This window comes from Butyrivibrio sp. VCD2006, from assembly GCF_000423925.1.
Taxonomy (GTDB): Bacteria; Bacillota; Clostridia; order Lachnospirales; family Lachnospiraceae; genus Butyrivibrio.
In genome coordinates, this window is the sequence record NZ_AUIX01000007.1 from 85672 (window position 1) to 112442 (window position 26771).

The following is a 26771-nucleotide window of genomic DNA, read 5'->3' on the forward strand; positions in this document are numbered from 1 at the left end:
ATGCGCTCTGAGCCTTATTTCCAGAAAGGGGTAATAGATTAAATGCAGTATACAGATATAGGAATTGATTTAGGAACAGCAAGTATCCTTGTTTACATCCGTGGCAAGGGTGTAGTTTTGAAGGAGCCATCTGTTGTGGCTTATGATAGAGATACTGAGAAGATCAAGGCAATCGGTGAGGATGCCAGACTGATGCTTGGACGTACACCCGGCAACATCGTGGCTGTAAGACCGCTTAGACAGGGTGTTATTTCAGATTATAAGGTTACCGAGCAGATGATGAAGTATTTCATCACTAAGGCTATTGGACACAGAACCTTCAGAAAGCCTCTTATAGCTGTATGCGTACCCAGTGGAGTAACGGAAGTTGAACGTAAGGCTGTTGAAGATGCTACTCTTATGGCAGGAGCCAGAGATGTGCGTATTATCGAGGAGCCTATCGCAGCTGCTATCGGTGCAGGAATAGATATTACCAAGCCCTGTGGAAACATGATCGTAGATATAGGTGGCGGTACATCTGATATCGCGGTTATTTCACTTGGTGGAACCGTTGTCAGCACATCTGTTAAGATTGCAGGCGATGATTTTGATGAAGCTATTGTCAGATATATGCGTAAAAAGCACAATCTTCTTATCGGTGAGAGAACAGCCGAGGATATAAAGATCAAGATAGGTGCAGCATATCCAAGAGCAGAAGCAGATTATATGGATGTTAGAGGACGTAACCTTGTAACAGGTCTTCCCAAGACTGTTAAGGTATCCTCTGAGGAAACAGAAGAAGCTTTAAGAGAGACCACAGCTCAGATCGTGGAAGCTATTCACAGTGTTTTAGAGAGAACTCCTCCGGAACTTGCGGCTGATATCGCTGACAGAGGAATAGTTCTTACAGGTGGCGGAAGTCTGCTCAGAGGTCTTGATGACCTTATCGCTTCCAAGACAGGTATCAATACTGTGACAGCCGAGGATCCTATGACTGCGGTTGCAATCGGAACAGGACGTTATGTTGAGTTCCTTGCCGGATATCGCGAAGTATAAACGCTCCAAAAGGATGCGTACTCGCGCGATAGAAATGTAATGTTTTGACTAACGCGTCTACGTTCTTGCGACAGGAGAGGTAAAGGCATATGGTAAAAGGTCTGTACACCGCGTATACAGGTATGATCACCGAGCAGAATCGAATGGATATCCAGACTAACAATCTGGCCAATGTTAATTCTACCGGTTTCAAGGAGGAACGCTCGGTCAGCCGTTCATTCCGTGATCTTCTTGGTCTGAAGATCAAGGATTACTCTGATGCCCCCTGGACAGCGCGCAGACTTGGCCTTATGAATCCGGGAGTGAAGCTTGCCGGAACTTATACAAATTTTGAACAGGGAGCTCTGAGACAGACGGATCAGAAATATGATGTTGCTCTGAATAACGGACTTCCAAATGTGGACGACGACTCAGTTAATGATAATATGAGCGCCGGCGGAAATGCATTTTTTGCTACTTCATATGCCTCTGATGATCCTGATGGAGGCGGACAGCTTATCAAATATACCAGAGACGGTAATTTTACCCTGACGCTGGATGGCTACCTTGTTACCAGCGAGGGTAATAATGTCCTGGATGTCAATAATAATCCCATTCAGCTTGATCCGTTAGCGGATACTACAATATTACAGGACGGACGAATTATTCAGAATACAAATGTTGTTGCAACAATACAGGTTGCAAGATTCGATTCGCCGCAGTTTTTGCAGAGGTATCAGGATAATTCATTTATTATAGGCGAGGGTGGGGCACAGGTAATTTCTACAACTGCTGAGGAAGCCAATGCAACAGTTAATCAGGGATATCTGGAATCATCGAATATAAGTGTAGTAAATGAGATGACCAGTATTATCACTATACAGAGGAACTACGATACCAATGCCAAGGCTATGCAGGCTGAGGATGACACATTGGATATAGCTGTAAATCAGTTGGGAAAAGTTCAGTAAATACTATTAATCTGATAGCGCAATGAGCCGATAAATTAATTGGCGGAGTATTGGTTTACGCTAGGAGGTATTTTATGGTAAGAAGCTTATGGACAGCAGCATCCGGCATGAATGCACAGCAGACAAACGTAGATACTATTGCGAATAATCTTGCTAACGTTAACTCTGCAGGCTATAAGGCACAAAGTGCCAAGTTCAAATCTTTACTGTACCAGGAGCTGAAGACCAAAACAGTTCAGACAACAGGATCGCCTGTTAACTCTGATGTTGGTCTCGGTGTAAGAGTTTCATCCATCAATCAGTTCTTTACACAGGGAAATTTACAGGATAATGACTCCAGCTCTGCATTTGCAATACAGGGTGATGGATTTTTTGTATATTCAACAGATGCGCAGGATTTGAATCCTGCTAATCTCAGATATACCAGAAATGGTAATTTTGTTTGGGCGCTCACTGAGCAGAACACATTGGAGCTTACAACTTCAGAAGGTAATCCGGTACTGGGAATTGACGGTAATCCTCTTGTTGTTAACGATGTTACAGTAAAAGCTACCGATATTAACTGTGATGCAGAGGGCAATCTCTATTATCTCGATATCAATCAGCAGCGTCAGGATATTGGAACAATAGCTCTTTTCCAGTTCAGAAATGCAGAAGGACTTGAAAGAGTCGGAGATACAAGTTTTATGGCTACGCTTGCCAGCGGTGACGCACTTCCGGAAGCTACGACTCAGGGTATCAGAAGAAGTACAGTAGTTCAGGGATATTTGGAAGGCTCAAATGTAAACGTTGCTACTGAAATGGTTAACCTCATCGTGGCTCAGAGAGCTTATGAGATGAATTCCACGGCAATAACCACAACTGATGAGATGATGCAGACAGCAAACGGACTCAAGAGATAATGTAAGGGTATAAAAATATGGCTATGGATATGAATTCATTAAACAGTCTGTCCGGTATTTCGCAATATGCCACCAGTCAGGCTGCCTCGGATAAAATAAATGCAGCTGCATCCAAGGTGAGGCGGATTGAGACTGAGGAAGATAAAGCCAAGGTTGATAAAGAGCTGATGGATGCCTGCAAGCAGTTTGAAGCATATTTTATGGAGCAGATATATAAAGGCTATGAGAAAACTGCTAAGGTGTTCAGTAAAGAAGAAAGCGGCTCCATGAGTAAGATGGTTGATTATTTCAAGGATCTTACAATTCAGGACATCGCAGCAACCGGTGCGGATACACAGAGTAATGGATTGGCACAGATGCTATATGAAAACATGAAGCGAAATTACAATCTTTAAATAATAAAAATGAAATTCCCTCTTTAAGTAAAAAGAGGGAATTCTTTATGCATAAGACTATTTTTATAGACAGTAAATATATTTATTGTCTTATGGGGGTATCAGACCGGTAATATCCGGCGTTTATAGAGGAGAAGCATGGAAGTAAAGGGATATATAGATCATTTTATATACAGAAGTCCTGACAGAAGCTATGGAGTAATGGTGCTTGTCAGTGACGGTGAAGAGATAACCTGCGTCGGAAGCTTTATTGATGTGGATGAGGGCGATACTCTTGAAATAACCGGGGATATGACTGAACATCCCGTCTATGGTGAACAGATAAAGGTCAGCAGCTATAAGATTGCTGCACCGGATGATACAGAATCCATGGAGAGATATCTTGGATCCGGGGCCATAAAGGGAATAGGCGAAACAATGGCCAGAAGGATTGTAAAAAAGTTCGGAAAGGACACCTTCAGAATCATTGAAGACGAGCCTGAGAGACTTGCAGAAATCAAAGGGATAAGTGAGAAGAAGGCGCGGGATATTGCAATTCAGCTTGCTGATAAACGTGAGATGCGGGACGCATTCGTATTTATGTCTGGATATGGCATTACCGGGAATATGTCCGTGCGAATTTATGAAAAGTATGGAAACCAGGTATACAAAATACTTAAAGAGAATCCGTACAAGCTTGCGGATGACATAGAGGGAATAGGCTTTAAGACAGCTGATGAGATAGCTGCCAAGGTTGGCATAAGAGTAGATTCTGATTACCGAATAAGGAGTGGTGTTCTATATGTACTTCTCGAGGGAGCACAGGACGGTCACAGCTATCTTCCTAAGACGGAGCTGATACAAAAAAGCAGGGAACTTTTGGGGGTGCCGGAAGAAAGTATTGAGATTCAGATGGATAATCTGATGGTTGAAAGAAAATTGGTATATAAGGGCGATGATGAAGTGTATGCCTCCTCGTATTTTTACGAGGAAAAAGCCATCGCGGTCATGCTTAAGGAATTAAACCTCAGAGTTTCCAATGAAAGTGAAAAGAATCTAGAGGATAGGATAAGAAAGATTGAAAAAAGGCGCGGTATAGAACTCGATGATCTGCAGAGAAAGGCAGCGGCGTTAAGCGCGGGAAATGGTGTTGTAATTATCACAGGAGGTCCGGGAACAGGAAAGACGACCACGATTAACACGATAATTGAGTATTATGCCGAAGAGCAGATGGAAATTGTTCTTGCGGCTCCTACTGGTCGTGCTGCTAAAAGAATGACGGAGGCAACAGGCTATCAGGCATCGACTATTCACAGACTTTTGGGAGTTGGCGGTGCGGGTATCGATAATCAGGGGGAAAAGAGCAGACTTCATTTTGAGAAAAATGCAGATAATCCTCTGGAGGCAGATGCCATCATAATAGACGAGATGTCAATGGTGGACATGCACCTTTTTGCAGCGCTTTTAAAGGCTGTCATTCCTGGAACTCATCTTATTCTTGTCGGGGACAGTTCACAGCTTCCGAGTGTTGGACCGGGACAGGTTCTTCATGATCTGATAGCAAGTGAAACATTTACGACCATTACGTTAAAGAAAATATTCAGGCAGGCACAGCAGAGTGATATTGTTATGAATGCTCATCATATAAAAGATGGAGATCCAATAAAACTGGATAATAAGAGTAAAGATTTCTTTTTCCTAAAAAGAGATAATGCAGATGTTATATACAAACATATGATAGAGCTGATCAGGGATAAGCTTCCGGGATATGTGGAGGCAGGATCTGAGGACATTCAGGTGCTGACACCGATGAGGAGAGGTCCTCTGGGAGCTCAGACACTGAATGCAGTCTTGCAGCGATATCTCAATCCGGCAGACGACAGAAAAAAAGAATATGTTCATGGAGACAGAGTTATTCGTGTCGGTGACCGCGTGATGCAGATTCATAATAATTATCAGGCAGAGTGGGAGGTCTACGGTAAATATGGAATACCCACCGACAAGGGAATGGGGATATTTAATGGAGATATGGGTGTTGTTAAGGACATGAATATTCCTATGAAGGAACTCACGGTGGAGTTTGATGAGGGAAGATGCGTTACATATCCCTTTTCGGAACTTGAAGATCTGGAACATGCATATGCTATAACAATTCATAAATCCCAGGGTTCGGAATATCCCGCAGTAATTCTTCCTCTTCTTGGAGGCCCCAGAATGCTTTTGAACCGTAACCTTTTGTACACGGCTGTGACCAGAGCCCAGAAGTGTGTCGTGGTTCTTGGAAATACTGAGACTCTGAATACTATGATTGAGAATGAAGAACAACTAAGAAGATATACGGGACTGAAGGCCAGGATCCTGGAGGTTAACGATGCAGACTGAGAACATCACTGAGAGGATTGTTTCCATCCTTTATCCAAGAAGGTGCCCTGTCTGCGATGATATCGTAAAACATAATGAAGGTCTGATACATGCGGAGTGTAAAAGGGTTATAAAGCCTGCGGGGAGGGTGATCTGCATGAAGTGTGGAAAACCCCTGACTGATCCGGATGAAGAGTATTGCCATGATTGTGCAAGTATGAGGCATTATTTTGACAGAGGGGTTGGTGTTTTCAGATATAGATCGGTTTCCGGGTCGGTTTACAGATTCAAGTATTCAGGCAGGAAGGAATATGCGGATTTTTATGCAGATGCGGCAAAGAGATATCTGGGAAGCGTTATAAAAGACTTTAATGCAGAAGTGATTATTCCGGTACCGATGTATGCAAATAAACAGAAAAAGCGTGGGTATAACCAGGCAGAGATTTTTGCTAAAGCGCTTGGAAAGAGTATGAACATCCCTGTCAGAAATGATGTGGTTATAAGGGTCAGAGATACTGTCCCGATGAAAATGCTTGACTCATCAGAGCGCCGCTCGAATTTGAAAAAGGCTTTCAATATAAGAGAAAATGATGTAAAATTTAAGTGTATTATCCTTATTGATGACATTTACACAACCGGCAGTACTATGGACGAGCTCGCAAGAGAATTCAGGAGGCACGGAGTGGAAAGGATCTTCTTTGTTACGCTTGCAATAGGCCAGGTAGTGTGAACACTAAGCGCTGCAAAATAGGAGGATATCATGAGTAATATTCGTAATTGTACAAGATGTGGTAAGATGTTTAATTACATTGCTGGCGATGTAATATGCGATGTGTGCAAGAAAGAAATTGAGGAAAAATTCCAGGAGGTTAAGAAGTATATTCAGGATAACCCCGGAAGTGGCCTTAAAAAGATTTCAGAGGATTGCGATGTAACTGCCAAGCAGCTGAAGAAGTGGATTCTTGAAGAGAGACTTATGTTCTCTGAGGACTCTCCGATTCAGATTACATGCGAAAATTGTGGTGCGCGAATTGTCACTGGAAGACTTTGTGCAAAGTGTAAGGCAACTGTGACCAATGCGCTTAATGATACCGTTAAACAGCGTCAACAGGCGCTTGCAGCTGAGCTTGCAAAGAAGCAGGCCGCTCAGAAATCTGACTCAAAGTCAGGAATGAAGTTTCTTAAAACTTGAGGATTTTATGTTAAACGAGGAGAGAGTTATCCTGATGACCAGGATGGCTGCTTACGAGCAGCGTGAGGGGAAAGAGAATAACGCTATAAATTCGTACTTTCGCAGCGACTATGTCGGATTCCAGGTGTTGAAGTCTATTATCAGCGCAACCGTGGTATATCTGATACTGGTCGCTGCCTATGTGATGTATCATTTTTCTGATGTGCTGCAGGATGTATATAATACAGATGTCGCAGCAACAGCCCGGAAGTATTTGATTTATTACATTGTGCTTGTAGCCGTATATTCAGTGATTTCATACATCATTTATTCCATCCGATACGGAAAAATGCGGAAGAACATGAGAGCATATTATTCCTGCCTGAAGAAATTAGGCAGAATGTATGAAAAGGAATAGGAAAAATGACGTCTTTACTTGAACTACGGGAATATATTAAGAATTTTTATGTAAAATATGAATTATACATCACATATGTCTGGAAGTTTTTGCTTTCACTGATTGCGTTTACCATGATAGGAAACAAGATCGGATATCAGACAAATCTGACGAAAATGCCCATTTTGCTTATGGCTGCGCTTCTGTGCTCCATAATGCCTCAGAATTTCATGGTGTTCATTTCCGCCGGATTCATTTTGGCACATCTCTATAAGCTGTCTATTCTGTGCGCGGTTGTTGCACTTATAGTTTTTCTATTGATGTTTCTGCTCTATTTCAGGTTTTCACCTAAGGATACGATTGCGGTAATGCTGACACCTATGTGTTTTTACTTAAGTGTTCCATACGTGATGCCTATAGCGCTCGGTCTTATGGGTACACCTGCTTCAATAGTATCCATGTCGTTTGGAATCATAGTGGCTTTTCTGGTTAATTATTTTTCAAGCAATGCTACTACATTTGCAGGGGCTGAGATGGAGGAATCAGCAGCTCAGTTTCAGACTATTATTTCAGAGCTCTTGTCAAATAAGCGCATGTGGGTATTTATTGCAGCATTTGCCATTACTCTTGCGGTTGTTTATCTGATCAGACGTATGTCAGTTGATCATGCATGGACAATAGCTATTATTGCCGGTGCCCTTACAAATATTATATGTCTCCTTATCGGTGACATGATGTACACGACTGAACTATCTTTTATCGGAGTTGTGGTTCAGACTATCATTGCTATATTGATGCTATTTGTTCTTCAGTTCTTTGCCTTCAATCTTGATTACACCAGGATTGAGAAGGTTCAGTTTGAAGATGATGAATATTATTATTACGTAAAAGCCGTTCCGAAGGTAACGGTTTCCACCCCTGCACCAAAGGTTAAGAAGATAAGCGGATCTAATGCCGGCAGGGATTACAGAGGTAAAGACAGAGGCGAGTAATTTAAATGCAACAGATCGGATTTTTTCTTGAAAACAATCTGACAAGCCTTCATATGCCGACGGTCAGGGCTCTTGATGTTGTTGAGATGCTTATTATAGCATTCCTGATCTACCATATTCTGGTTTGGGCCAAAAATACAAGACTATGGTCCCTTTTAAAAGGGGTCGTAGTTATTGTTGTCTTTATAGTTATTGCAGCTGCATTCAACATGTCTACTATTCTTTGGATAGTTCAGAATGTATTTGGAATTGCAGTTACTGCAATGGTTGTTATTCTCCAGCCTGAACTTAGAAAGGCCCTTGAGGGTATCGGAAGAAGAAACTTCTTTCATGGTCTCTTAAATTTTGCAGACACAAGTGAAGAGGGCAGATTTTCAGATAAGACCATCAATGAGATCATCAGAGCCTGCGTTGAGATGGCGAAGGTTAGGACTGGTGCGCTTATTGTTATAGAGCAGCTCTCGTCACTAAGTGAATATGAGAGAACGGGTATTGATATTGACGGACTTGTTACCAGTCAGCTTTTGATAAACATTTTTGAACACAATACACCACTCCATGATGGTGCTGTAATAATCAGAGGTGACAGAATCACATCAGCTACGTGCTACCTGCCGCTTTCGGACAATATGGAGCTTGGTAAGGAGCTTGGAACAAGACACCGTGCAGGTGTGGGTGTGTCAGAGGTTACAGATTCACTCACAATAATTGTGTCGGAGGAAACCGGTAAGATAAGTGTTGCCTATATGGGAGAGCTTGAGAGAGCGGTTGACAGTGAGAGACTCAGAGAGAGATTAAGACAGATACAGAACAAGACAACTGAAGATAAAAAGGATAAAAAGAAAAAGATTAAGACTAACAAAAAAGTGAAAGGAAAGGCGAAATGAAGAAGCTAAACTTGACTGCCAACTTAGGGCTGAAGATTGCTTCGCTTCTATTTGCCGCACTTCTTTGGTTCCTGGTTACAAACATAAGTGATCCTGTTGATTCTGTGAGATTCAGCAATGTGCCGGTCACTTTCAGAAATGCCAACAGCATAACGGATAACAATCAGGTGTATCAGGTTTTGGAGGACAGCGATGTTATTTCTACTGTCTCGGTTTTCGCGCCAAGGTCTATTGTTGATTCGCTAAGCCGTGATAACGTTGTTGCTATTGCAGATCTTGAGAATACGACAAATATTGATGGTACGTATTATGTGGCTATTCAGCTCTCGACGAATAAGTACAGCAATCAGATTCAGAGTATTACCAGTAGTATAGATTCCGTAAAGCTGAATATTGAAGGAAGAGATTCTAAAACACTGGCAATTTCAGCTACTACGACGGGTACCTTGACTGATGGGTATATAATAGGTGATGTTGTTACTGATCAGAACCAGATACGAATCACAGGTGCAGAATCGATAGTTCAAAGTGTCAAGAGCGCATCTGTTAATGTTGAGGTTACAGGCTATACCACAAACATTGGAACTAATGCTGAAATACATCTTTACGATGCTGACGGAGAAGAGATTTCGAAGGATAATCTCAAGCTGAGCAGTACATCTGTAGGTGTGAGTGTTTCTATTCTTGCAACTAAGAGAGTTCCGATAACCTATCAGGTATCAGGTGTTCCGGCAGATGGATATGTGGCAACCGGTAAGGTTGAATCCAGCCCGGATAGTGTCCTGCTTGCAGGTAGAATGTCTGTGCTCAATAAAATTGATTCTATCTCTGTAGATGATGATGCGCTTGATATAACAGGCCGCACAGATGATTTGGCTATAACCATTGATCTTTCCGCATATTTACCCGGAAATGTAAGCTTTGGCGATGAGGATTTCAATGGTATTGCGACAGTTGTTGCATATATCGATAAGAAGACAGAGAAAACGCTGAATATTCCTTATAGTCAGGTAGAACTGATAAATGTTCCTGAGGGATATGAGGCTGTTATAGATGAAGAAGAATCTACATTTGCTCTGGCAGTAAATGGATTAGCTGAGAACGTTAACGCTATTAACGAGAGGGATGTGACCGGAGTCGTTGATATAGCGCAGTTCTTTGACGTAAACACAGATGTATCGGGAACATACCGCACCAGCATATCGCTGTCATTGCCGGGCGGTGTAACAACTTCGGATACGGTGGATGTATCTGTAACGCTTACAAAGACAGTAGAGGAATAATCATTTTTGGAGGAATTTATGGCAAGATTATTTGGAACAGATGGGGTCAGAGGAGTAGCAAATGATGAGCTGACACCGGTTCTTGCAATGCAGCTTGGACAAGCAGGTGCGTATGTACTTTCTAAAGAGAATCAGCACAGACCTACTATTATGGTAGGATGTGATACGAGACTTTCGGGAGATATGCTTGCTGCGGCACTCATGGCAGGGGCATGCTCTGTTGGTGCTAATGTGGTTAATGTTGGAATACTTCCTACACCCGCAGTTGCATATCTTACAAAGAAATATCGTGTGGATGCAGGAGTAGTTATTTCTGCTTCACATAATCCTATGGAATTCAATGGAATTAAGTTCTTTGACGGTAATGGATTTAAGCTTCCTGACTCTATGGAGGATGAGATTGAAGAGCTGATAAAAAACAATCTCGAGGGTGTTAAGATGCCCACAGGCGCAGGAGTAGGAAGAATCAAGAACCGCACTGATGCAAGAGAAGAGTATATTAATCACAACTTAAACTGTGTTGATGTAAGACTTGATGGAATGAAAATCGTTATGGACTGCGCTGAAGGTGCAAGCTCATATACATCCGTTGAGACTATAAGGCAGACAGGTGCTCAGGTAATTGCTATTCATACAAGTCCTGACGGAACCAACATAAATGCCAATTGTGGATCAACACATATGGAAGAGCTGATGGGACGTGTTGTCAAGGAGAAGGCAGATATCGGACTTGCCTTTGATGGTGACGCTGACAGATTCCTTGCTGTTGATGAGAATGGTAAGTTTATCGATGGTGATCAGATCATGGCTATCATCGGAAAGCATATGAAGGATAACGGTGAGCTTAAGGGCGATACAATTGTTGCTACCGTTATGAGTAATCTTGGATTTTTCAAGATGGGGGAACGCGAAGGAATCAAGATTGAAAAGACCAAGGTTGGAGACAGATATGTTTTGGAGCGCATGAAGGAAATTGGCGCTAATCTTGGAGGAGAGCAGTCAGGACATATCATATTCCTCGATGATAATACTACAGGAGATGGTCTTCTTTCCGCACTTCATCTTCTCAAGGTTATGAAGGATACAGGCAAGAAACTCTCAGAGCTTTCTTCAATAATGGAGGTTATGCCTCAGGCTCTTTGTAATGCAACCGTTCCTACTCATAAAAAGGATCATTTTATGGAATATCCTGAGATTGCGGCTGCAATTGAAGAACTTGATAGAAAGTTTGCCGGAGATGGAAGAGTTCTGATCAGACCTTCGGGTACAGAACCGCTTGTTCGTGTCATGATAGAGGGTAAGGATCAGAAAGTAATTGACGCGGAAGCAAAGAAGCTTGCAGAACTGATTCAGGATGTAATGCTGTAACCTGTTAGGGCACGGCTTTTAGATAGAGGAAATTATTATGATAACAAAAAAGGTGATTATTAAAAATCCCACGGGGTTGCATCTTCGCCCTGCAGGAAATCTATGTAAAGTCGCCATGAATTATAAATCACACATAACATTCATGTATGGCGAGAATTCGGCCAATGCCAAGAGCGTACTCAGTGTTTTGGGCGCATGTATAAAATGCGGAGATGAGCTTGAATTCAAATGTGAGGGACCGGACGAGGTAGAAGCGATGAACGCTTTGGTGGATGCTATCGAGAACGGACTCGGAGAATAAATATTGAAACAATAACGGACGGCATTTATGTCGTCCGTATGCTCGTTGTGAAGAAAGGATCATTATTATGAAAAAGATAATTGTTACCGGATGCAATGGACAGCTTGGAAGAGCTGTTAATCTTGAGATTGGAAGTACGGGTGAATATGAACTCGTAAATACCGATGTTTTTCAGGGAGAAGGAATTACTCCTCTTGATATAACAAGTGTAGATGATGTTGTAAAACTTGCGAGAGAAGTTAAGCCCTATGCAATTATCAACTGTGCTGCCTATACTGCAGTAGATGCGCAGGAAAGTGATGTGGATCTTGCATATAAAATCAATGCGATCGGCCCCAGAAATCTTTCAATAGCTGCTACAGAAACAGATGCAAAGCTTGTCCATATCTCTACCGATTATGTTTTTGCAGGTGACGGTAACAGACCTTACACTGAGTTTGATAAGACAGGACCTGTAAGTAAATATGGTATCACTAAGCTTGCAGGTGAGCAGTTTGTTGAGAAATTTGCAAAGAATTATTTCACCATCAGAACTGCATGGTTGTATGGCGATGGCAAGAATTTCGTAAAAACAATGCTTGGCCTTTCTGAGAAGCTTGATGAAGTCAGTGTTGTATGCGATCAGCTCGGTACACCCACAAGCACCTATGAGCTTGCTAAAGCAATTCACTATCTCCTTGAAACAGAGAATTATGGTCTTTTCCATGGCACCTGTGAGGGAGATACAAACTGGGCAGACTTTACAGAAGAGATATTCAGACTTGCCGGAAAGAGCACCAGAGTTAATCATGTTACAAGTGCAGAATACTCTGCTAAAAATCCGCAGGCTGCACCCAGACCGGCTTATTCTATTCTCGAGAATTATATGTTCAAGTTAACTTCAGACTTTATGTTCGCTGACTGGCATGAGGCTATTGAGAGATATTTGAAAGACATTCTGTGATAAGGATTAAGCTTAGATGCTTATTGTAATAGTTAATTGGATCTATGTGCTGATAACTACATATATAATTGGTTTTTCCACTCTTCAGGGAATATCAGGAATCAGTTATATGTTCATATCCAAGGGCAAAAAGAAACTCACTTATAATTACAAATATAGGGAGAGTACGCTGATTGCCGGATTATTGGTAGTGAACCTTTATGCTGAGTTTTTCAGTATAATCGGAAAGGTTTCTATAGCCGCTAACCTTCTCCTGATATTTACGTGTGTCCTCCTGTTCTTTGAGTATAAGGACGGTATCGTGGCAAGTCTGTCTGAAGGGATAGGAAGAATGCTCAGCTCACGAAGCCTGTGGCTTTATGTGCTTATTTTCCTTTTGATGGCCTATGGTACTTCCCATGGGCTTATACATTATGATACAGACCTTTATCATGCACAGGCTATCCGATGGATAGAAGAATATGGTATGGTCAAAGGACTTGGGAATCTGCATGTAAGACTGGGATATAATAGCGCATCATTTGCGCTTTCTGCTCTATATAGTTTTGCTTTTTTAGGGAAATCCTTACATACCATGGCGGGCTATTGCGCGCTGCTCCTTGCATGGCAATGTGCAGACCTAAAGAAAATAGCAACAAGAAAGCAGCCAGTATTGTCGGATTTTGTCAGAGCCTTGGCGATATATTATCTTTTTACGATTTTTGATGAGATGGTATCTCCGGCATCTGATTATTTTATGGCAACATTGGTGCTTTACATCATAATTCATTGGCTTGATCTATATGCTGCACATGAGAGAGCGTTTCTGCCGCATGCTCTTCTTGCAGTATGTGCGGTTTACGTCACTACAATAAAATTGTCGGCAGCGCCCCTTGTTCTTCTTGCGATCTATCCGATTGTCAGAATCATTAGAAGACAGCGCAAGGCAGCCGTTATGCCTATAGTTTTGTGTGTGATTTTCTGTCTGTTTATTTCGATTCCTTATTTTGTAAGGAACGTGGTAATTACAGGCTGGCTAGTATATCCTTTTACCGGAGTAGATTTGTTTAGCTTTGGGTGGAAGGTACCTTTTGAAACTGCTTTAAGTGATGCGCGTGAAATAACTGCATATGGAAGAGGGTTTACCGATGTAGCTATGTATGGGGTTCCCTTTGGAGAATGGTTCCCTATGTGGTTTTCAGCGCTCTCTAAGTTTAATAAGATGATGCTTATTATGGATTTTGCATGCTTTCCAGTTTTTGTGGGCTGCATCGTCTATTATATTGTATCTACTGTCACTAAAAAGGGTGAGTCACGCACTGGTGAAAAAATACAAAAAATCTTTCATATGAGTCACAGAAGATCTGTATCGCTTTCGGATTTTCTGTTCATTGAAGGCATTGTTTATATTGCGCTTTTGTATTTTGTTTTGGCAGCGCCGCTTGTTAGATATGGCTGTATTTATATCTGGCTCCCGGCAGTGATTTTGGTAGGGCGTTTCCTTATAGTGCTGGATAACAGACTGGACCAGAATCTTAAGGAATATGGTTATAGAATTAGCGTGTGCCTTTTTGCGGCTTTTATGATCTTTAAATTTGGAGTATTGGTACGAGATGACGTGCCAAGATTCAGGACTGAGTATCTTGTGGCTCAGCAGAATTACAACAGCTATGAAGTTGAAACAATGACCATGGGTAATGAAGTGATCTATTATCCAACGGAAGGTGACAGGACAGGATATGATGCTTTCCCATCCACTCCGAATCCGGATGGTTTTACAATGGCGGGAGATAATTTTGAGGATGGATTTTTGCCTCCCGGCCGCTAAAATGGAAAAAAAGTCTATTATATAGTAAAATAGAGTATTGTAGTTTGATTTTTGATTGGAGAAACACGTAATGGAAAAGAATGCAAAGATTTTTGTTGCAGGACATCGCGGAATGGTAGGCTCTGCAATAGTTAGAGAGCTTGAAAAACAGGGTTATACAAATATTATTACCCGTACTCATAAAGAACTTGATCTTACCAGGCAGGATGCTGTTGAAGATTTTTTTGAAAAAGAGAAGCCTGAGTATGTTTTTCTTGCGGCCGCAAAGGTTGGAGGAATCGAGGCTAATCAGAGCGCTCTTGCTGATTTTATGTATGAGAATATGATTTTGGAGATGAATGTTATCCATGCGGCATGGAAGAATGGCTGTAAGAAGCTTGAGTTCCTCGGATCTTCCTGTATTTATCCCAGGATGGCTCCGCAGCCTATGACTGAGAGCTGTCTTCTTACAGGAGAACTTGAGAAGACTAATGAAGCTTATGCTCTTGCTAAGATTTCCGGACTCAAATACTGCGAGTTTTTAAATAAGCAGTATGGAACAGATTATATTTCAGTTATGCCGACTAATCTGTACGGACCCAATGACAATTATCATCCGACACATTCACATGTTCTTCCTGCTATGATCAGGAAATTTCATGAGGCAAAGGAAGCCGGAGAAAGCAAGGTTGTATGTTGGGGAGATGGTTCACCCCTTCGTGAGTTTATGTATGTAGATGATCTTGCTGATCTTTGCGTATTCCTTATGAATAATTACAGTGGTGATGAGACTGTTAACGCAGGAACAGGTAAGGAACTCACAATCAAAGAGCTGGCTGGAATTGTTGCAAAGGTTGTAGGCTTTGAAGGTGAGATCGAGTGGGATACAACTAAGCCTAACGGAACACCCAGAAAGCTTCTTGATGTATCAAAGGCAGCAGCACTTGGCTGGTCATATAAAACAGAACTTGAGGATGGTATTAAACTCGCGTACGAGGACTTCCTTAACAATCCAATGAGAGCGGAGAGATAATCATGAAGCTTATCAGCATAATTGTGCCTTGTTATAATGAAGAGGAAAATATCAAGGATTTCTATGATGAACTCATGAAGACTGAAGGCTTTTTTAAGGAGAATGATGTTCAGTTTGAGATCATATATGTAAATGATGGCTCAAAGGACAATACGGTAGCTGAAGTGAAGAAGCTACGCGGCACAGATGAAAGAGTTCACCTTATTAATTTCTCGAGAAATTTTGGAAAAGAAGCAGCAATTTATGCTGGGCTTCAGAAATCCAAGGGAGATTATGTGGTTATGCTGGATTGCGATCTTCAGGATCCGCCTGCTATGCTTCCGGAGATGTATGGCTATATTGTAAATGAAGGCTACGATTCGGTTGCAACAAGGAGAGTCACCAGAAAGGGTGAACCGCCTATCAGGTCTTTCTTTGCCAGAAGATTTTACAGCCTGATCAATAGAATGTCCAAGACAGAGATTGTTGACGGGGCAAGAGATTACAGGCTTATGACAAGACAGTTTGTGGATGCCATTCTTTCCATGGAAGAGTACAATCGCTTTTCCAAGGGCATATTTGGATGGGTTGGATTTAACACAAAATGGCTTGAGTTTGAGAACATTGAGCGAAAAAAAGGCGAAACCAAGTGGTCATTTTGGAAGCTGTTTTTGTATGCGCTTGACGGAATAATGGCATTTTCTACGGTTCCGCTGGCATTTGCCTCAATACTGGGTGTGGTATTTTGTTTCCTCGCTATAATTCTGATTATCGTTACAATAATTAGGAAGACATTATTCGGAGATCCCACAAGTGGTTGGCCGTCATTGGTTTGCATTATTTCTCTGGTTAGCGGAGTGCAGCTTTTCTGTCTGGGAATAGTAGGCCAGTATCTGAGCAAGACTTACCTTGAGGTTAAGCGCAGACCTATTTATATCGTTAAGGAAGAGCTCTGATGGAAAAGGATCGCAGACTTGGAAACCGGATCAGTATTGTTGTTCCTGTTTATAACGCAGGAAATTTTATATTAGAGACCATTGAGATGGTTAGGCAGCAGACTTACGAGAATTTTGAACTGATACTTGTTGATGATGCCTCGACCGATAATAGTGTGGAGCTTATTGAAAAAGCTGCGAAGGATGACAACAGGATAAAGCTTATAAAAAAAGCGTCAAACACAGGTGCTGCAGCTGCGAGGAATGCAGGCATAAGCGCTGCTACAGGAAGGTATCTGGCTTTTCTTGACGCAGATGATATATGGATAAAGGACAAGCTTGAAAAGGAGCTGGCCTTTTTGCAGGAAAAGAAAGCGGCATTTGTTTTTACTGCTTATGAATTCGGGGACGAAAATGCAAATCCCACTGGAAGAGTAGTGTATGTTCCCGAGACATTGACATTTAAGCAGGCACTTTCAAGAACTGTCATTTTTACTTCTACAGTAATGATAGATATGGATGTGGTTCCAAAGGATAAGATATTTATGCCTGGAATTGAAAGTGAAGATACTGCTACCTGGTGGAATATTCTTAAAGGGGGTACTATTGCCTACGGCCTTGATGAGGTTTTGGCAATATACAGAAGACCGGGTAAATCACTTTCATCAAATAAGTTTTCGGCAATTAGAAGGATTTGGGGGTTGTATAGGAAAATTGCGGGCCTGTCGCGTATAGCTTCTTTGTTCTATTTTGTCGGATGGGCTTTCCGTGCGACTGTTCGCAGGCTGTAAAGGGAATTGTATGAAACAGATTGAATCTATAAAAAGAGTATTTGTATTATGTCTGGGGTTAATGGGACTTGCAATGCAGACCCTTATATATGGTTGGTTCTGGTTTAAAGTTTACTATCCGATAGCAAATGCACCAAGATATGCTGACGGATATTTTATCGGCCCCGGATTGCATCTCTATTTCCGTGGACATCTTCTTGTTATAATACTCTATTTTGTTTTAATGCTCTTTTTCTCAAATACCTATGGGGGGCTAAAGATAGGTTATCTGAAGGCTATGGATATTTTCCTTTCTCAGATATTTGCCCTTCTGATGGTAAATGGTATCTCTTATTTTCAAATAGCACTTATGAGCAACAGGTTGATACCAATCTATCCGATTTTGGAGATATTGGCAGTACAGCTTATTATTTCATTTCTATGGGCTGTTTTTACGAACTGGCTTTATCGTGCAATTTTCCCGGCAAGGCAGATGCTGCTTGTCAGTGGAGAATATCCCGTTGATGATATCTTAAGAAAATTCAATTCAAGACAGGATAAATACAATATTGTTAAGTGCATGAATATCAGCGAAGGTCTCATGAACATTGAAAGAGAGTGCCTTGAGCGATATGATGCTGTAGTTATTTGGGATATTCCAACGAAGGACAGGAATAAACTTCTTAAATTTCTTTATTCCAATTCAATAAGAGTTTATATGATGCCCAAGATCACGGATGTGCTTGTTAAGGGATCAACGCAGATGCATCTTTTTGATACGCCTGTCCTGCTTCTTCGCGAATATTACTTAAAAGTAGAAGAGAGAGCTATAAAGAGAATGATAGATATAATATGCTCTCTTATTCTGATAATCCTGACATCACCTATCATGGTGATAACTGCGATCATTATCAAGATTTCTGATGGCGGACCGGTACTGTACAAACAGGTGCGCTGCACGTTGAATCAGAAAGAGTTTAAGATCATGAAGTTCAGGAGCATGAGAGTTGACGCGGAAAAGGATGGCGTTGCAAGACTTGCTACCAAAAATGATTCAAGAATAACGCCCTTTGGTAAATTCATAAGAGCTTGCAGAATTGATGAACTCCCGCAGTTATTTAATATTTTAAAGGGAGAGATGTCCTTTATAGGTCCAAGACCTGAGAGACCTGAGATAATCGAACAGTATATGGAAACAATGCCTGAGTTTGCTTTCAGAATGAAGGTTAAGGCGGGTCTTGCAGGCTATGCTCAGGTTTACGGAAAATATAACACCACACCTTATGACAAGCTAAAGCTTGATCTTGCTTATATTGAGAACTATTCTGTATGGCTTGATTTTAAACTGATGCTGCTTACACTTAAAATACTTTTCACTCCGGATGCAACAGAGGGAGTGGAGGAGACACAGACAACGGCACTTAAAAATTCGGGTGAAAAATAGTGGCTGCTAAAAGGGAAAACTACGACAACGAAATACTTAATCTTAGAGCGTTTTATCTGACTATTTTAAAGAGAATATGGATACTTCCGATTGCTGCGGTAATAGGCGCAGTTATAGCGGGAATTATATATTTTCTTGTGACTTGTGTTTATGCACCTGCCAGGAATTATGTGACAGAATCCACTCTATATATTTATTTTGCCTATGATGAAAACAAGGGCAGTGTAGTTGACTCCTATAATGCGTATACATGGAATCTGCTTGTAAAGACGCAGGATAATACCCTTGGCGGGATCATTGAAAATGATACGGATTACAATATTCTTAACGGTATCATGGACAACCTGGATAATGCAGGCTATAAGGATGTTTCCAAAGATGAAGTAATTGCTTCAATAAATGCTGATATCCCTTCTGATGTAAGGGTGATGATCTTTACTGTAAAAAACCCTGATAAAGAGCTTTCGGGTGCTATAGCCGATGCTGCCAATGAAGCGCTTAAAACATATGGAAAGAAAGATACCGCTTTTACAGAGATAAAACTCCTTGGCAGGTCAGATACAAAGCTCGAGGTTTTGACTGACAGAATGGGGGTTGCAGTAGCACTTGGCGCGGTGGTCGGATTTATTCTTTCCATGATTGCATTGCTTCTAATCAGATCAATGGACGATGAGGTTTACGTTCCGGAGGATGTTGAGAGAAGATATTCGCTTCCGGTTCTGGGGGTTCTAAGCCCTGCAGATGAGAAAGAGCCTTCATTTTTCAGAAATGAGCTGCTTCTTACATTTAAAGAAAATTTCAAAGCACCTCTTAAGCTTGCACTTATAAGTGCAGATGACAGAGAGGGTGCGGAAAATGCTGTTAAGGCATCAGACAGACTTAAGGAAGTTATTGGAGAAGGGCTTTTAAATGATATGCCGGTGTTCTGCGAGATGCCGCTTCCGGGAAATGATAATGATTCCCGCGAGAAGCTTTCGCATGTTGACGGGGCAATAATTGTTATGAGCATGGGAAAGCATAATGGTGCAATGACAGAGCATATGATTTCACTTTTAAATAAGCTGAAATGTAAAGTGTATGGCATAGTTATTGTTGATGCTGACATGAAATTCTTAAACAGATACCTGGGACTTTGATATGTCGAGAATACAATTGCTTGTGGCTGCCGTTAATCAGGATACGGATGAGCTTCCTAAAAAAATGAATATCCAGTCTGATGCTGTTATAGTCAATCAGTGTGACAGGGACAAAGATTATGAGAAGATGGTAGCCGGAAAAGACGGAAGCGAAAACACAATACTCGTTCTGGACAGAAATGAGAGAGGTGTAGGCGCTTCAAGGAATCTTGGGCTGGATAATGCGGATCACGAATTTTTGCAGTTTATCGACGAGGATATTGTCCTTGATGATGGCTATACAAAGCTTGTTGAAAAGGAATTTGATGAGCATCCGGAGGCAGATATGATCACGTTTAACGTGAAAGCGGCTCCGGGTCGTGAAACATATTATAATACCGATTTTGGACAGGTTACCTGGAAAAATTATGGAAGATATGCCGCTTATGCAATAATTGCAAGGACAGAGGCGGTAAAGAAGTCAGGAGTAAAGTTTTCGACTCTCTTTGGAGGCGGTGCCAAGTATAGTAACGGAGAAGATTCACTATTTCTCCATGACTGCCTGAAAAAGGGAATCAGGATATATAGGACAAATGTGGATATAGGCCACGAGGTGTCTGAGAGACCTTCAACGTGGTTTAACGGATATAATGAGAAGTTTTTCTTTGACAGAGGTGTTCTGTATCACTTTTTATATGGGGCAATGGCGGGTCTCATGAGCCTGAGATTTGTGATAGTTAAGAGGAAGGTTATGTGCCGCGATATACCCATGTGGGAGTGTTACAGGCTGATGAAAAAAGGAATCAGGCAGGGTGTGCTTGAGGATGAGGGACTATGATCGTTTATCTGACACTTACGATAGTTACCCTTACCATCGCATACAGGATTGTCAGTAAAGATATGCAGGCTGAGATCCGCGGTGGCGGACAGTACAATTACATATATCGAGGAGTGAGCAGAAGACAGGTGAGAAACGGTATAGGACTTTTCTCACTATTTGTGCTTTTGACAGGGATTTCTGCCATCAGGCTGAATGTCGGTAATGACTACAGTAATTATGTGGAGTTCATGCATAGAACCTATAGTAATGCCATAGTACCGACTGAGCCGGGCTTTAATTACCTTACGAAGTTGATTTATACACTATCGGGCTTTGAAAACTATGTGGCAGTATTTGCCGTATTTGCTGCGGCTACAGTGTTCTTTTTTCTTGCGGCTATATACAGGCAGACAGAGGATTTTTTCCTGAGCTTCATGATGTTCATGCTCTTAGGGTATTATTTTCAGTCTATCAGTACGGTGAGATATTATCTGGCTATGGGGGTGGCACTTTATTCCATCCGTTTTTGCTTAAACAGAGACTGGCCCAGATTTATTATATTGATTCTGTGTGGTGCACTTTTTCATAAATCATTGCTTGTGGTATTGGTGCTATATCCTCTTGCTGCGATGAAATGGAAGAGATGGATGCAGGGTGTGCTTGCGATACTATGCTTTTCCTGCATTTTTCTTAAGGATATTTATTTAAAAATTGCACTGCGACTTTATCCTTCATATGAGGGAACGGAGTACCTATCGGGAGGCACGAGTGCAATAAGCATTATAAGGTGCGTGGCGGTTCTTGCATTTGCGGCATTTGTTCTTGGCAAGGATATCATCAGGGAAAAGAAAATGAGCTTCTATTTTTATGCGAATCTGGGAGCGCTTCTAATGTATGTTTTCTGTTCATTTTTGCCAACGATATCGAGAATAGCTTATTATTTCACGGTTACACAGATTTTATATGTGCCTGCGCTTTTACAAAGGCTCTTAACGGAAGAGGATTATAAGCGCTACAAGGCAGGACGGGTAATGCAGGTAGTAACAATCATGTGCTGCGTACTGTACTTTGCAAAATATATGAGAGGTGCAGCAGGTGACGGAGTAAGGATTCTTCCATACGAGACATTCTTTTTTCATGAGCTGCCCGCAACACTTTCTGAGAGAGGCTTCGGCTGACAGAGGAATGATATGAAGAGAACTTTTTTCACAATTATTGTAGTTTCATATAATGCCGGTGATGAGCTTATCAAAACTCTTGAGAGCATTAAAATGCAGACATTTAAAGATGTCTCTATAGTTATTAAGGATGGCGGGTCTACCGACGGATCACTGGTAAAAGCGCGTGAGCTTTTAAAGGATGATGAAAATGCAGGAAAAGCCATGATCATTAAGAGTAAAGACCATGGCATTTACGATGCCATGAACATGGCGATAGCTGCATTAAAGGAAGATAGGGGAACAAAAGCTAAGGATACTGAACCCGGATATATTTATTTCCTTAATTGCGGAGACAATTTTTCAAATGAGCATGTACTGCAAAAGGTGCGTAATAAGATAAAGCTTGATGAAAAGGATTCAGGCACTATAGTCCCGACCATATACTATGGAGATATCTATGAGATGAAGACCTCTCAGAGGGTTTCATCAATTCCTAAGATAAATGATTTTGCGTGCTATAGGAATGTGCCTTCACATCAGGCATGCTTTTATGATGAGAGACTTATGTACAGATATGCCTTCGATACAGTTTGGAAGGTGAGGGCTGACTACGAGCATTTTCTTCGCTGCTTCTATATTGAGAAGGCCGAGACAAAATATATGAATTTGCTTATAGCTGATTATGAGGGCGGTGGCTTTTCCGAGACAAGAGAAAACCGCAAGGTGTCCGAGACGGAAAGACAACAGATAATACATCTTTATCTTCCGAGGAAAATGATAAAGAAGTTTGATCTGATAAGAATGCTGACGCTGGCCCCGATGCGGACGAAAATAGCAGAGAATCCAGGGACTGCAAAGGCCTATAATGGGATTAAGAGTTTTATTTACAAACATAAGAAGTAAATATGTTTATTGACCTTTCACTTTTGGGAAAGGTGTCAGCGCTGCTGACGGATGAGGATTTTATGAAAGTTTTGTGGGTATGTAACATCATGCTTCCCGCATTTGCAAGAGCTAAGGGGCTACCATGGTCTGACAGGGAAGGGTGGCTCTCAGGTGCTTATGACAGAATCCTGATGGGAAAAGATAATAGCAATATTACGCTTGGCGTTGCTTTTCCTTCGGATAACATGGGAAGAGATGCAGAAAAAATAGATAATGTAAGTTTTTACGGCTTTTCCGAAAATCTGGATACTCCCGAGATTTATGATGAGTCGCTTGAGGGCAGATTCAGGGAAATTTTTGAAGACTTTAAGCCGGATATAATTCATGTTTTTGGAACCGAATTCCCGCACAATCTGGCTGCGATAAAGGCATTCGGACGTCCTGAGAGGACACTTCTCGGAATACAGGGACTTTGCTGTGAGATTGAAAAAGTGTACATGGCAAATCTTCCTGAGAATGTCTGCAGTGATATGACCTTCCGCGATAAGTATAAAAACGACTCACTTCTTCAGCAGAAGGAGAAGTTCGCAAAGCGTGCAGAGCACGAGGCCGAGGCTATCAGGCTTGCAGGGCATATCACAGGGAGAACCGATTTTGATCAAGAGGTAACTTCAAAGATTAATCCCAGAGCGAAATATCATAAGATGAATGAAACCATGCGCCCGGTTTTTTATAAGGACGCCTGGAGGTCTGTGAATACTGTTCCGCATAGCATTTTCCTTTCACAGGGTGATTATCCCTTAAAGGGATTTCATTTTGTGCTTGAAGCTATGCCGGAGATTGTAAAGGAGTATCCTGACACCAAGGTTTATGTTGCAGGAAATAGTATCATAGGTAAGATACGAAGGAAGACAGTCACTGTTCCCGATGAGCAGAAGAATGCTTCAGGAAAAAGCAGATATCCGCTGGCCATAAGAATTTCGGCATATGGAAAATATCTAAAGAAACTGATAAGAAGGGGAAGACTAGGCGGCAAGGTGATAATGCTAGGAAAGCTTTCGGCAGAGCAGATGAAGGAACAGATGTTAAAATGTAACCTTTTTGTATGCCCTTCCATAGTTGAGAATTCGCCTAATTCCATGGCGGAGGCTATGCTGCTTGGAGTGCCGATAGTTGCTGCTGAAACCGGAGGAATTCCCAGTATGCTTGAAAAGAACGTTGATGGGCTTTTGTTTGAGGCGGGTAATTCGCAGGATCTTGCAAAGTGTATCAGGCAGATGTTCAGAGAGCCTGTTATAGCTGCGGTATATGGAGATAATGCAAGAAAGCATGCGAAAATAACCCATGATGCAGGAACCAATTTCAAGAGACTTTTGGAGATATATAAGGAAATTGACGCTATAGCAGAAGGATGAGGGTAAAAATATAGCAACGATAACATTTGTATCGAACTTCATAAATCATCATCAAATCCCTTTTTGTGATGAAATGTATGAAAGGCTCGGAGATGCTTTTTCTTTCATCGAATCACAGCCTATGGAAGAGGGGAGAAAAAATCTGGGGTGGAGCACCGATACGGGCACAATTCCCTATGTTCACAGAATGTATGAGGATGAGGAAGCCTGCGCAGCTCTGATAAAGAACTGCGATGTTTTGATGCTTGGCTGGACCGGACAGGATAACGACAGCAATACTGGCAGGCTATTAAAGGAACGTATGGATTCCGGAAAACCTGTAATACGTGTCAGCGAGAGAATTTATCGCGAGGGCAGATGGAAGGCTGTTTCGCCAAGGGGGCTGAAGGCCAAGTATGAGGAGCATATTAAGTATAAAAATGCGCCTGTTTATATGCTGTGTGCCGGGGCCTATGTGTCAGGCGATTATAATCTGATCGGAGCTTATCCCGGAAAAATGTTCAAGTGGGGCTATTTTCCACCGCTTAGAATATACGATGAAGAGAAGCTTGAATCGCTTCTTTACAGGGATGGGGAGCAGCTGCGGATATGCTTTGCATCAAGACTTATAAAGTTAAAGCATCCTGAATTTGTGATAACTGCCGCTGACTATTTGCGTGAAAATAATATTGATTTTCATATTGATATGGTTGGAGACGGACCGCTCTTAGATGAGCTAAAAAAAACAATTGATGAACACTCTTTGAATAACTGCATTAAAATGCATGGGGTAAAGAGCCCTGATGAAGTCAGAGATATGATGGAGCAAAGCCATATATTTATATTTGCCAGCAATTATCTTGAGGGCTGGGGAGCAGTAGTTAATGAGGCTATGAACAGTGCCTGCGCTGTTGTGGCATCCTCTGAAGCCGGTGCTGTGCCATTTTTAATTCGGGACGGTGTAAATGGCCTTACTTTTGACAATTGTGATGTAAATGAGTTAAAAAAACATTTGATACTGAATGGTGAGAAAATCCGTGAGCTTCAAAAAGCAGCATATGCTACTATAGCCGGAACCTGGAATGCAAAGTGTGCAGCGGATCGCCTGCTGTCCTTTTGTGACAGTATCACCGGGGGCGCTGAGTTTAATGTGCCTTCCGATGGACCCATGAGCATGGCGCAGGTAATTAAGGCACCGGGATTTATCAGAACTTTACAGGAAGATAATCACCTTGAATGAATCATAAATGGTGAAGGCCAATAATCCGACAGATGAGAGAGCTTTAGGAGACAATATTGTTAACAAAAAAGATTAGCGTAATCATACCTGCATATAACATAGAAGATTTGATAATCCGCTGTGTGGACTCGGTCTGCAATCAGACCTACCCTGCAGAACTTTTGGAAGTAATAGTAGTGGATGACGGATCATCTGATAATACCTATGCGCGGGTTCAGGAATATATTGAAAAACATGAGAGACTTGGTCTGGAAGGTGAAGTATCCGCTGATCCGGGAGCTTCATCATGGCCGCATGTGATTCTGCTTCACCAGGAGAATGGGGGCAGCAGCAAGGCAAGGAACCTTGGGCTCAGTGCCGCAACCGGGGAGTATATTGGATTTGTTGATGCAGATGACTATATTGATTCTCATATGTATGAATCACTTATGAAGGCAATTATTAAAAACAGTACTGAGAAAGAGCCTGTTTTGATGGCCCAGGTATCAAGGAACGAGATCGCTGAGGATGGTACCAGACTACCTGATGTCTGCATTCCGCCGTCATCAGAGATAACCGTGACCGGAGCAGAGCATTTCAGGACACTTTTGATGCATACCGGGGACGCTTCATTTTGTACCAAGCTCACCAGTAGGAAGCTGTTTGAGGGAGAATGCAAGGGATTCCCTGAGGGCGAGCTCAATGAGGATTTTTATCTCATGATCCATATGCTGAAAAATGTGAAGAGGCTGGTGATTCTTCCCTCGCAGTATTATCATGTGTTTTACAGAAGCGGAAGCAACTCGCGAAAGAAAAAAGATCAGAAGGACTACTTCCCGCCGGTGTTTACTGATATTGTAAGAAATTCTGATGTGGCAAGAGGACTTGTGAAAAAGAGCTTTCCCGAGCTTTCGGAAGTGGCTATGAGATTCTGTCTTATTCAGAGGCTCGATTATCTGCTGCACATTCCGATCAGTAAGATGAACAGAAAGAATAAGTTCTATAAAGATAATGTAGTAGGCTTTTTGAGAAGACATCTTAATGAAATAAAAACGAACAAATACCTGACAAAAAAGAACAGGACATATCTTATTTTGCTTGCAATAGCGCCTGCTACGGTGCGCAGAATACATGCCGGATTAAAAGGTCTGTAAATAGGTTTAACGACCTTTTTCTTATTGCACAAGGGGGAGCAAAGTGTTGCTTTGAAGGGATATAAAACGACATGAAAATGGACTCAAAAAAATTTAATTTAATATTTCTTCTT

General features: G+C 41.7%; 26 protein-coding genes. All 26 read left to right on the plus strand.

Annotation, left to right across the window (positions count from 1 at the left end; translation table 11 throughout):
* Nucleotides 1–42: 42 nt before the first annotated feature.
* The 26 genes from G586_RS0104330 to G586_RS0104455 all read left to right on the plus strand — a co-directional run bounded on the left by G586_RS0104330 (nt 43) and on the right by G586_RS0104455 (nt 26658).
* Nucleotides 43–1035, plus strand: coding sequence for a rod shape-determining protein (locus G586_RS0104330; protein ID WP_026526730.1), 993 nt, complete (start codon nt 43–45; stop codon nt 1033–1035).
* Between the two features lie 89 nt (nt 1036–1124).
* Entirely contained in the window at nt 1125–1985 is an 861-nt protein-coding gene (locus G586_RS0104335) for a flagellar hook-basal body protein (RefSeq protein WP_026526731.1), read from the plus strand.
* Between the two features lie 74 nt (nt 1986–2059).
* Nucleotides 2060–2887, plus strand: coding sequence for a flagellar hook-basal body protein (locus tag G586_RS0104340; RefSeq protein ID WP_026526732.1), 828 nt, complete (start codon nt 2060–2062; stop codon nt 2885–2887).
* 17 nt (nt 2888–2904) lie between these two features.
* Complete coding sequence (locus G586_RS24625) at nt 2905–3282, plus strand: hypothetical protein (RefSeq protein WP_051204517.1); 378 nt, start codon at nt 2905–2907, stop codon at nt 3280–3282.
* A 138-nt stretch (nt 3283–3420) separates the two neighbouring features.
* Nucleotides 3421–5643: an SF1B family DNA helicase RecD2 gene (gene recD2 / locus G586_RS0104350; protein WP_026526733.1), complete on the plus strand. Its 2223-nt coding sequence runs from the start codon at nt 3421–3423 to the stop codon at nt 5641–5643.
* Nucleotides 5633–6352, plus strand: a complete 720-nt coding sequence (locus tag G586_RS0104355; protein WP_026526734.1) for a ComF family protein — start codon at nt 5633–5635, stop codon at nt 6350–6352. The genes recD2 and G586_RS0104355 overlap by 11 nt, the downstream gene beginning before the upstream one ends.
* Nucleotides 6353–6382: 30 nt before the next feature.
* Nucleotides 6383–6814, plus strand: a complete 432-nt coding sequence (locus G586_RS0104360) for a flagellar protein (RefSeq protein WP_035772486.1) — start codon at nt 6383–6385, stop codon at nt 6812–6814.
* Nucleotides 6815–6821: 7 nt separating this feature from the next.
* Complete coding sequence (locus tag G586_RS0104365) at nt 6822–7211, plus strand: hypothetical protein (RefSeq protein WP_026526736.1); 390 nt, start codon at nt 6822–6824, stop codon at nt 7209–7211.
* A gap of 5 nt (nt 7212–7216) precedes the next feature.
* On the plus strand, nt 7217–8182 hold the full coding sequence (locus G586_RS21735; RefSeq protein ID WP_051204519.1) for a hypothetical protein: 966 nt from the start codon (nt 7217–7219) through the stop codon (nt 8180–8182).
* Between the two features lie 5 nt (nt 8183–8187).
* Entirely contained in the window at nt 8188–9069 is an 882-nt protein-coding gene (cdaA, locus tag G586_RS0104375) for a diadenylate cyclase CdaA (protein ID WP_026526737.1), read from the plus strand.
* Nucleotides 9066–10352, plus strand: a complete 1287-nt coding sequence (locus tag G586_RS0104380; RefSeq protein WP_026526738.1) for a CdaR family protein — start codon at nt 9066–9068, stop codon at nt 10350–10352. Before cdaA ends, G586_RS0104380 begins: the two co-directional genes overlap by 4 nt.
* A gap of 18 nt (nt 10353–10370) precedes the next feature.
* A complete protein-coding gene (gene glmM, locus G586_RS0104385; protein WP_026526739.1) occupies nt 10371–11720 on the plus strand; it encodes a phosphoglucosamine mutase in 1350 nt (449 codons plus the stop codon).
* A 37-nt stretch (nt 11721–11757) separates the two neighbouring features.
* Nucleotides 11758–12021 carry an HPr family phosphocarrier protein gene (locus tag G586_RS0104390; RefSeq protein WP_026526740.1) on the plus strand — a complete coding sequence of 88 codons (264 nt, stop codon included), beginning with the start codon at nt 11758–11760 and terminating at the stop codon, nt 12019–12021.
* Between the two features lie 67 nt (nt 12022–12088).
* Nucleotides 12089–12964 carry a dTDP-4-dehydrorhamnose reductase gene (gene rfbD / locus G586_RS0104395; protein WP_026526741.1) on the plus strand — a complete coding sequence of 292 codons (876 nt, stop codon included), beginning with the start codon at nt 12089–12091 and terminating at the stop codon, nt 12962–12964.
* 16 nt (nt 12965–12980) lie between these two features.
* On the plus strand, nt 12981–14771 hold the full coding sequence (locus G586_RS0104400; RefSeq protein WP_026526742.1) for an LIC_10190 family membrane protein: 1791 nt from the start codon (nt 12981–12983) through the stop codon (nt 14769–14771).
* 70 nt (nt 14772–14841) lie between these two features.
* Complete coding sequence (locus G586_RS0104405; protein WP_026526743.1) at nt 14842–15783, plus strand: GDP-L-fucose synthase family protein; 942 nt, start codon at nt 14842–14844, stop codon at nt 15781–15783.
* A 2-nt stretch (nt 15784–15785) separates the two neighbouring features.
* Nucleotides 15786–16718 carry a glycosyltransferase family 2 protein gene (locus G586_RS0104410; protein WP_026526744.1) on the plus strand — a complete coding sequence of 311 codons (933 nt, stop codon included), beginning with the start codon at nt 15786–15788 and terminating at the stop codon, nt 16716–16718.
* A complete protein-coding gene (locus tag G586_RS0104415; RefSeq protein ID WP_026526745.1) occupies nt 16718–17488 on the plus strand; it encodes a glycosyltransferase family 2 protein in 771 nt (256 codons plus the stop codon). The genes G586_RS0104410 and G586_RS0104415 overlap by 1 nt, the downstream gene beginning before the upstream one ends.
* 10 nt (nt 17489–17498) lie before the next feature.
* On the plus strand, nt 17499–18911 hold the full coding sequence (locus G586_RS0104420) for an exopolysaccharide biosynthesis polyprenyl glycosylphosphotransferase (protein WP_026526746.1): 1413 nt from the start codon (nt 17499–17501) through the stop codon (nt 18909–18911).
* Complete coding sequence (locus G586_RS0104425; RefSeq protein WP_026526747.1) at nt 18911–20047, plus strand: hypothetical protein; 1137 nt, start codon at nt 18911–18913, stop codon at nt 20045–20047. The genes G586_RS0104420 and G586_RS0104425 overlap by 1 nt, the downstream gene beginning before the upstream one ends.
* Nucleotide 20048: 1 nt before the next feature.
* Nucleotides 20049–20864: a glycosyltransferase family A protein gene (locus tag G586_RS0104430; protein WP_026526748.1), complete on the plus strand. Its 816-nt coding sequence runs from the start codon at nt 20049–20051 to the stop codon at nt 20862–20864.
* Nucleotides 20861–22024 carry an EpsG family protein gene (locus tag G586_RS0104435; RefSeq protein ID WP_026526749.1) on the plus strand — a complete coding sequence of 388 codons (1164 nt, stop codon included), beginning with the start codon at nt 20861–20863 and terminating at the stop codon, nt 22022–22024. Before G586_RS0104430 ends, G586_RS0104435 begins: the two co-directional genes overlap by 4 nt.
* A 12-nt stretch (nt 22025–22036) precedes the next feature.
* Nucleotides 22037–22909 (plus strand): glycosyltransferase, encoded by an 873-nt coding sequence (locus G586_RS24630; protein ID WP_026526750.1) that lies wholly within the window; start codon nt 22037–22039, stop codon nt 22907–22909.
* Between the two features lie 62 nt (nt 22910–22971).
* Entirely contained in the window at nt 22972–24306 is a 1335-nt protein-coding gene (locus G586_RS0104445) for a glycosyltransferase family 4 protein (protein WP_026526751.1), read from the plus strand.
* Between the two features lie 121 nt (nt 24307–24427).
* A complete protein-coding gene (locus G586_RS21745) occupies nt 24428–25525 on the plus strand; it encodes a glycosyltransferase (protein ID WP_242831970.1) in 1098 nt (365 codons plus the stop codon).
* 56 nt (nt 25526–25581) lie between these two features.
* Nucleotides 25582–26658 (plus strand): glycosyltransferase family 2 protein, encoded by a 1077-nt coding sequence (locus G586_RS0104455; RefSeq protein ID WP_035772490.1) that lies wholly within the window; start codon nt 25582–25584, stop codon nt 26656–26658.
* Nucleotides 26659–26771 lie beyond the last annotated feature (113 nt).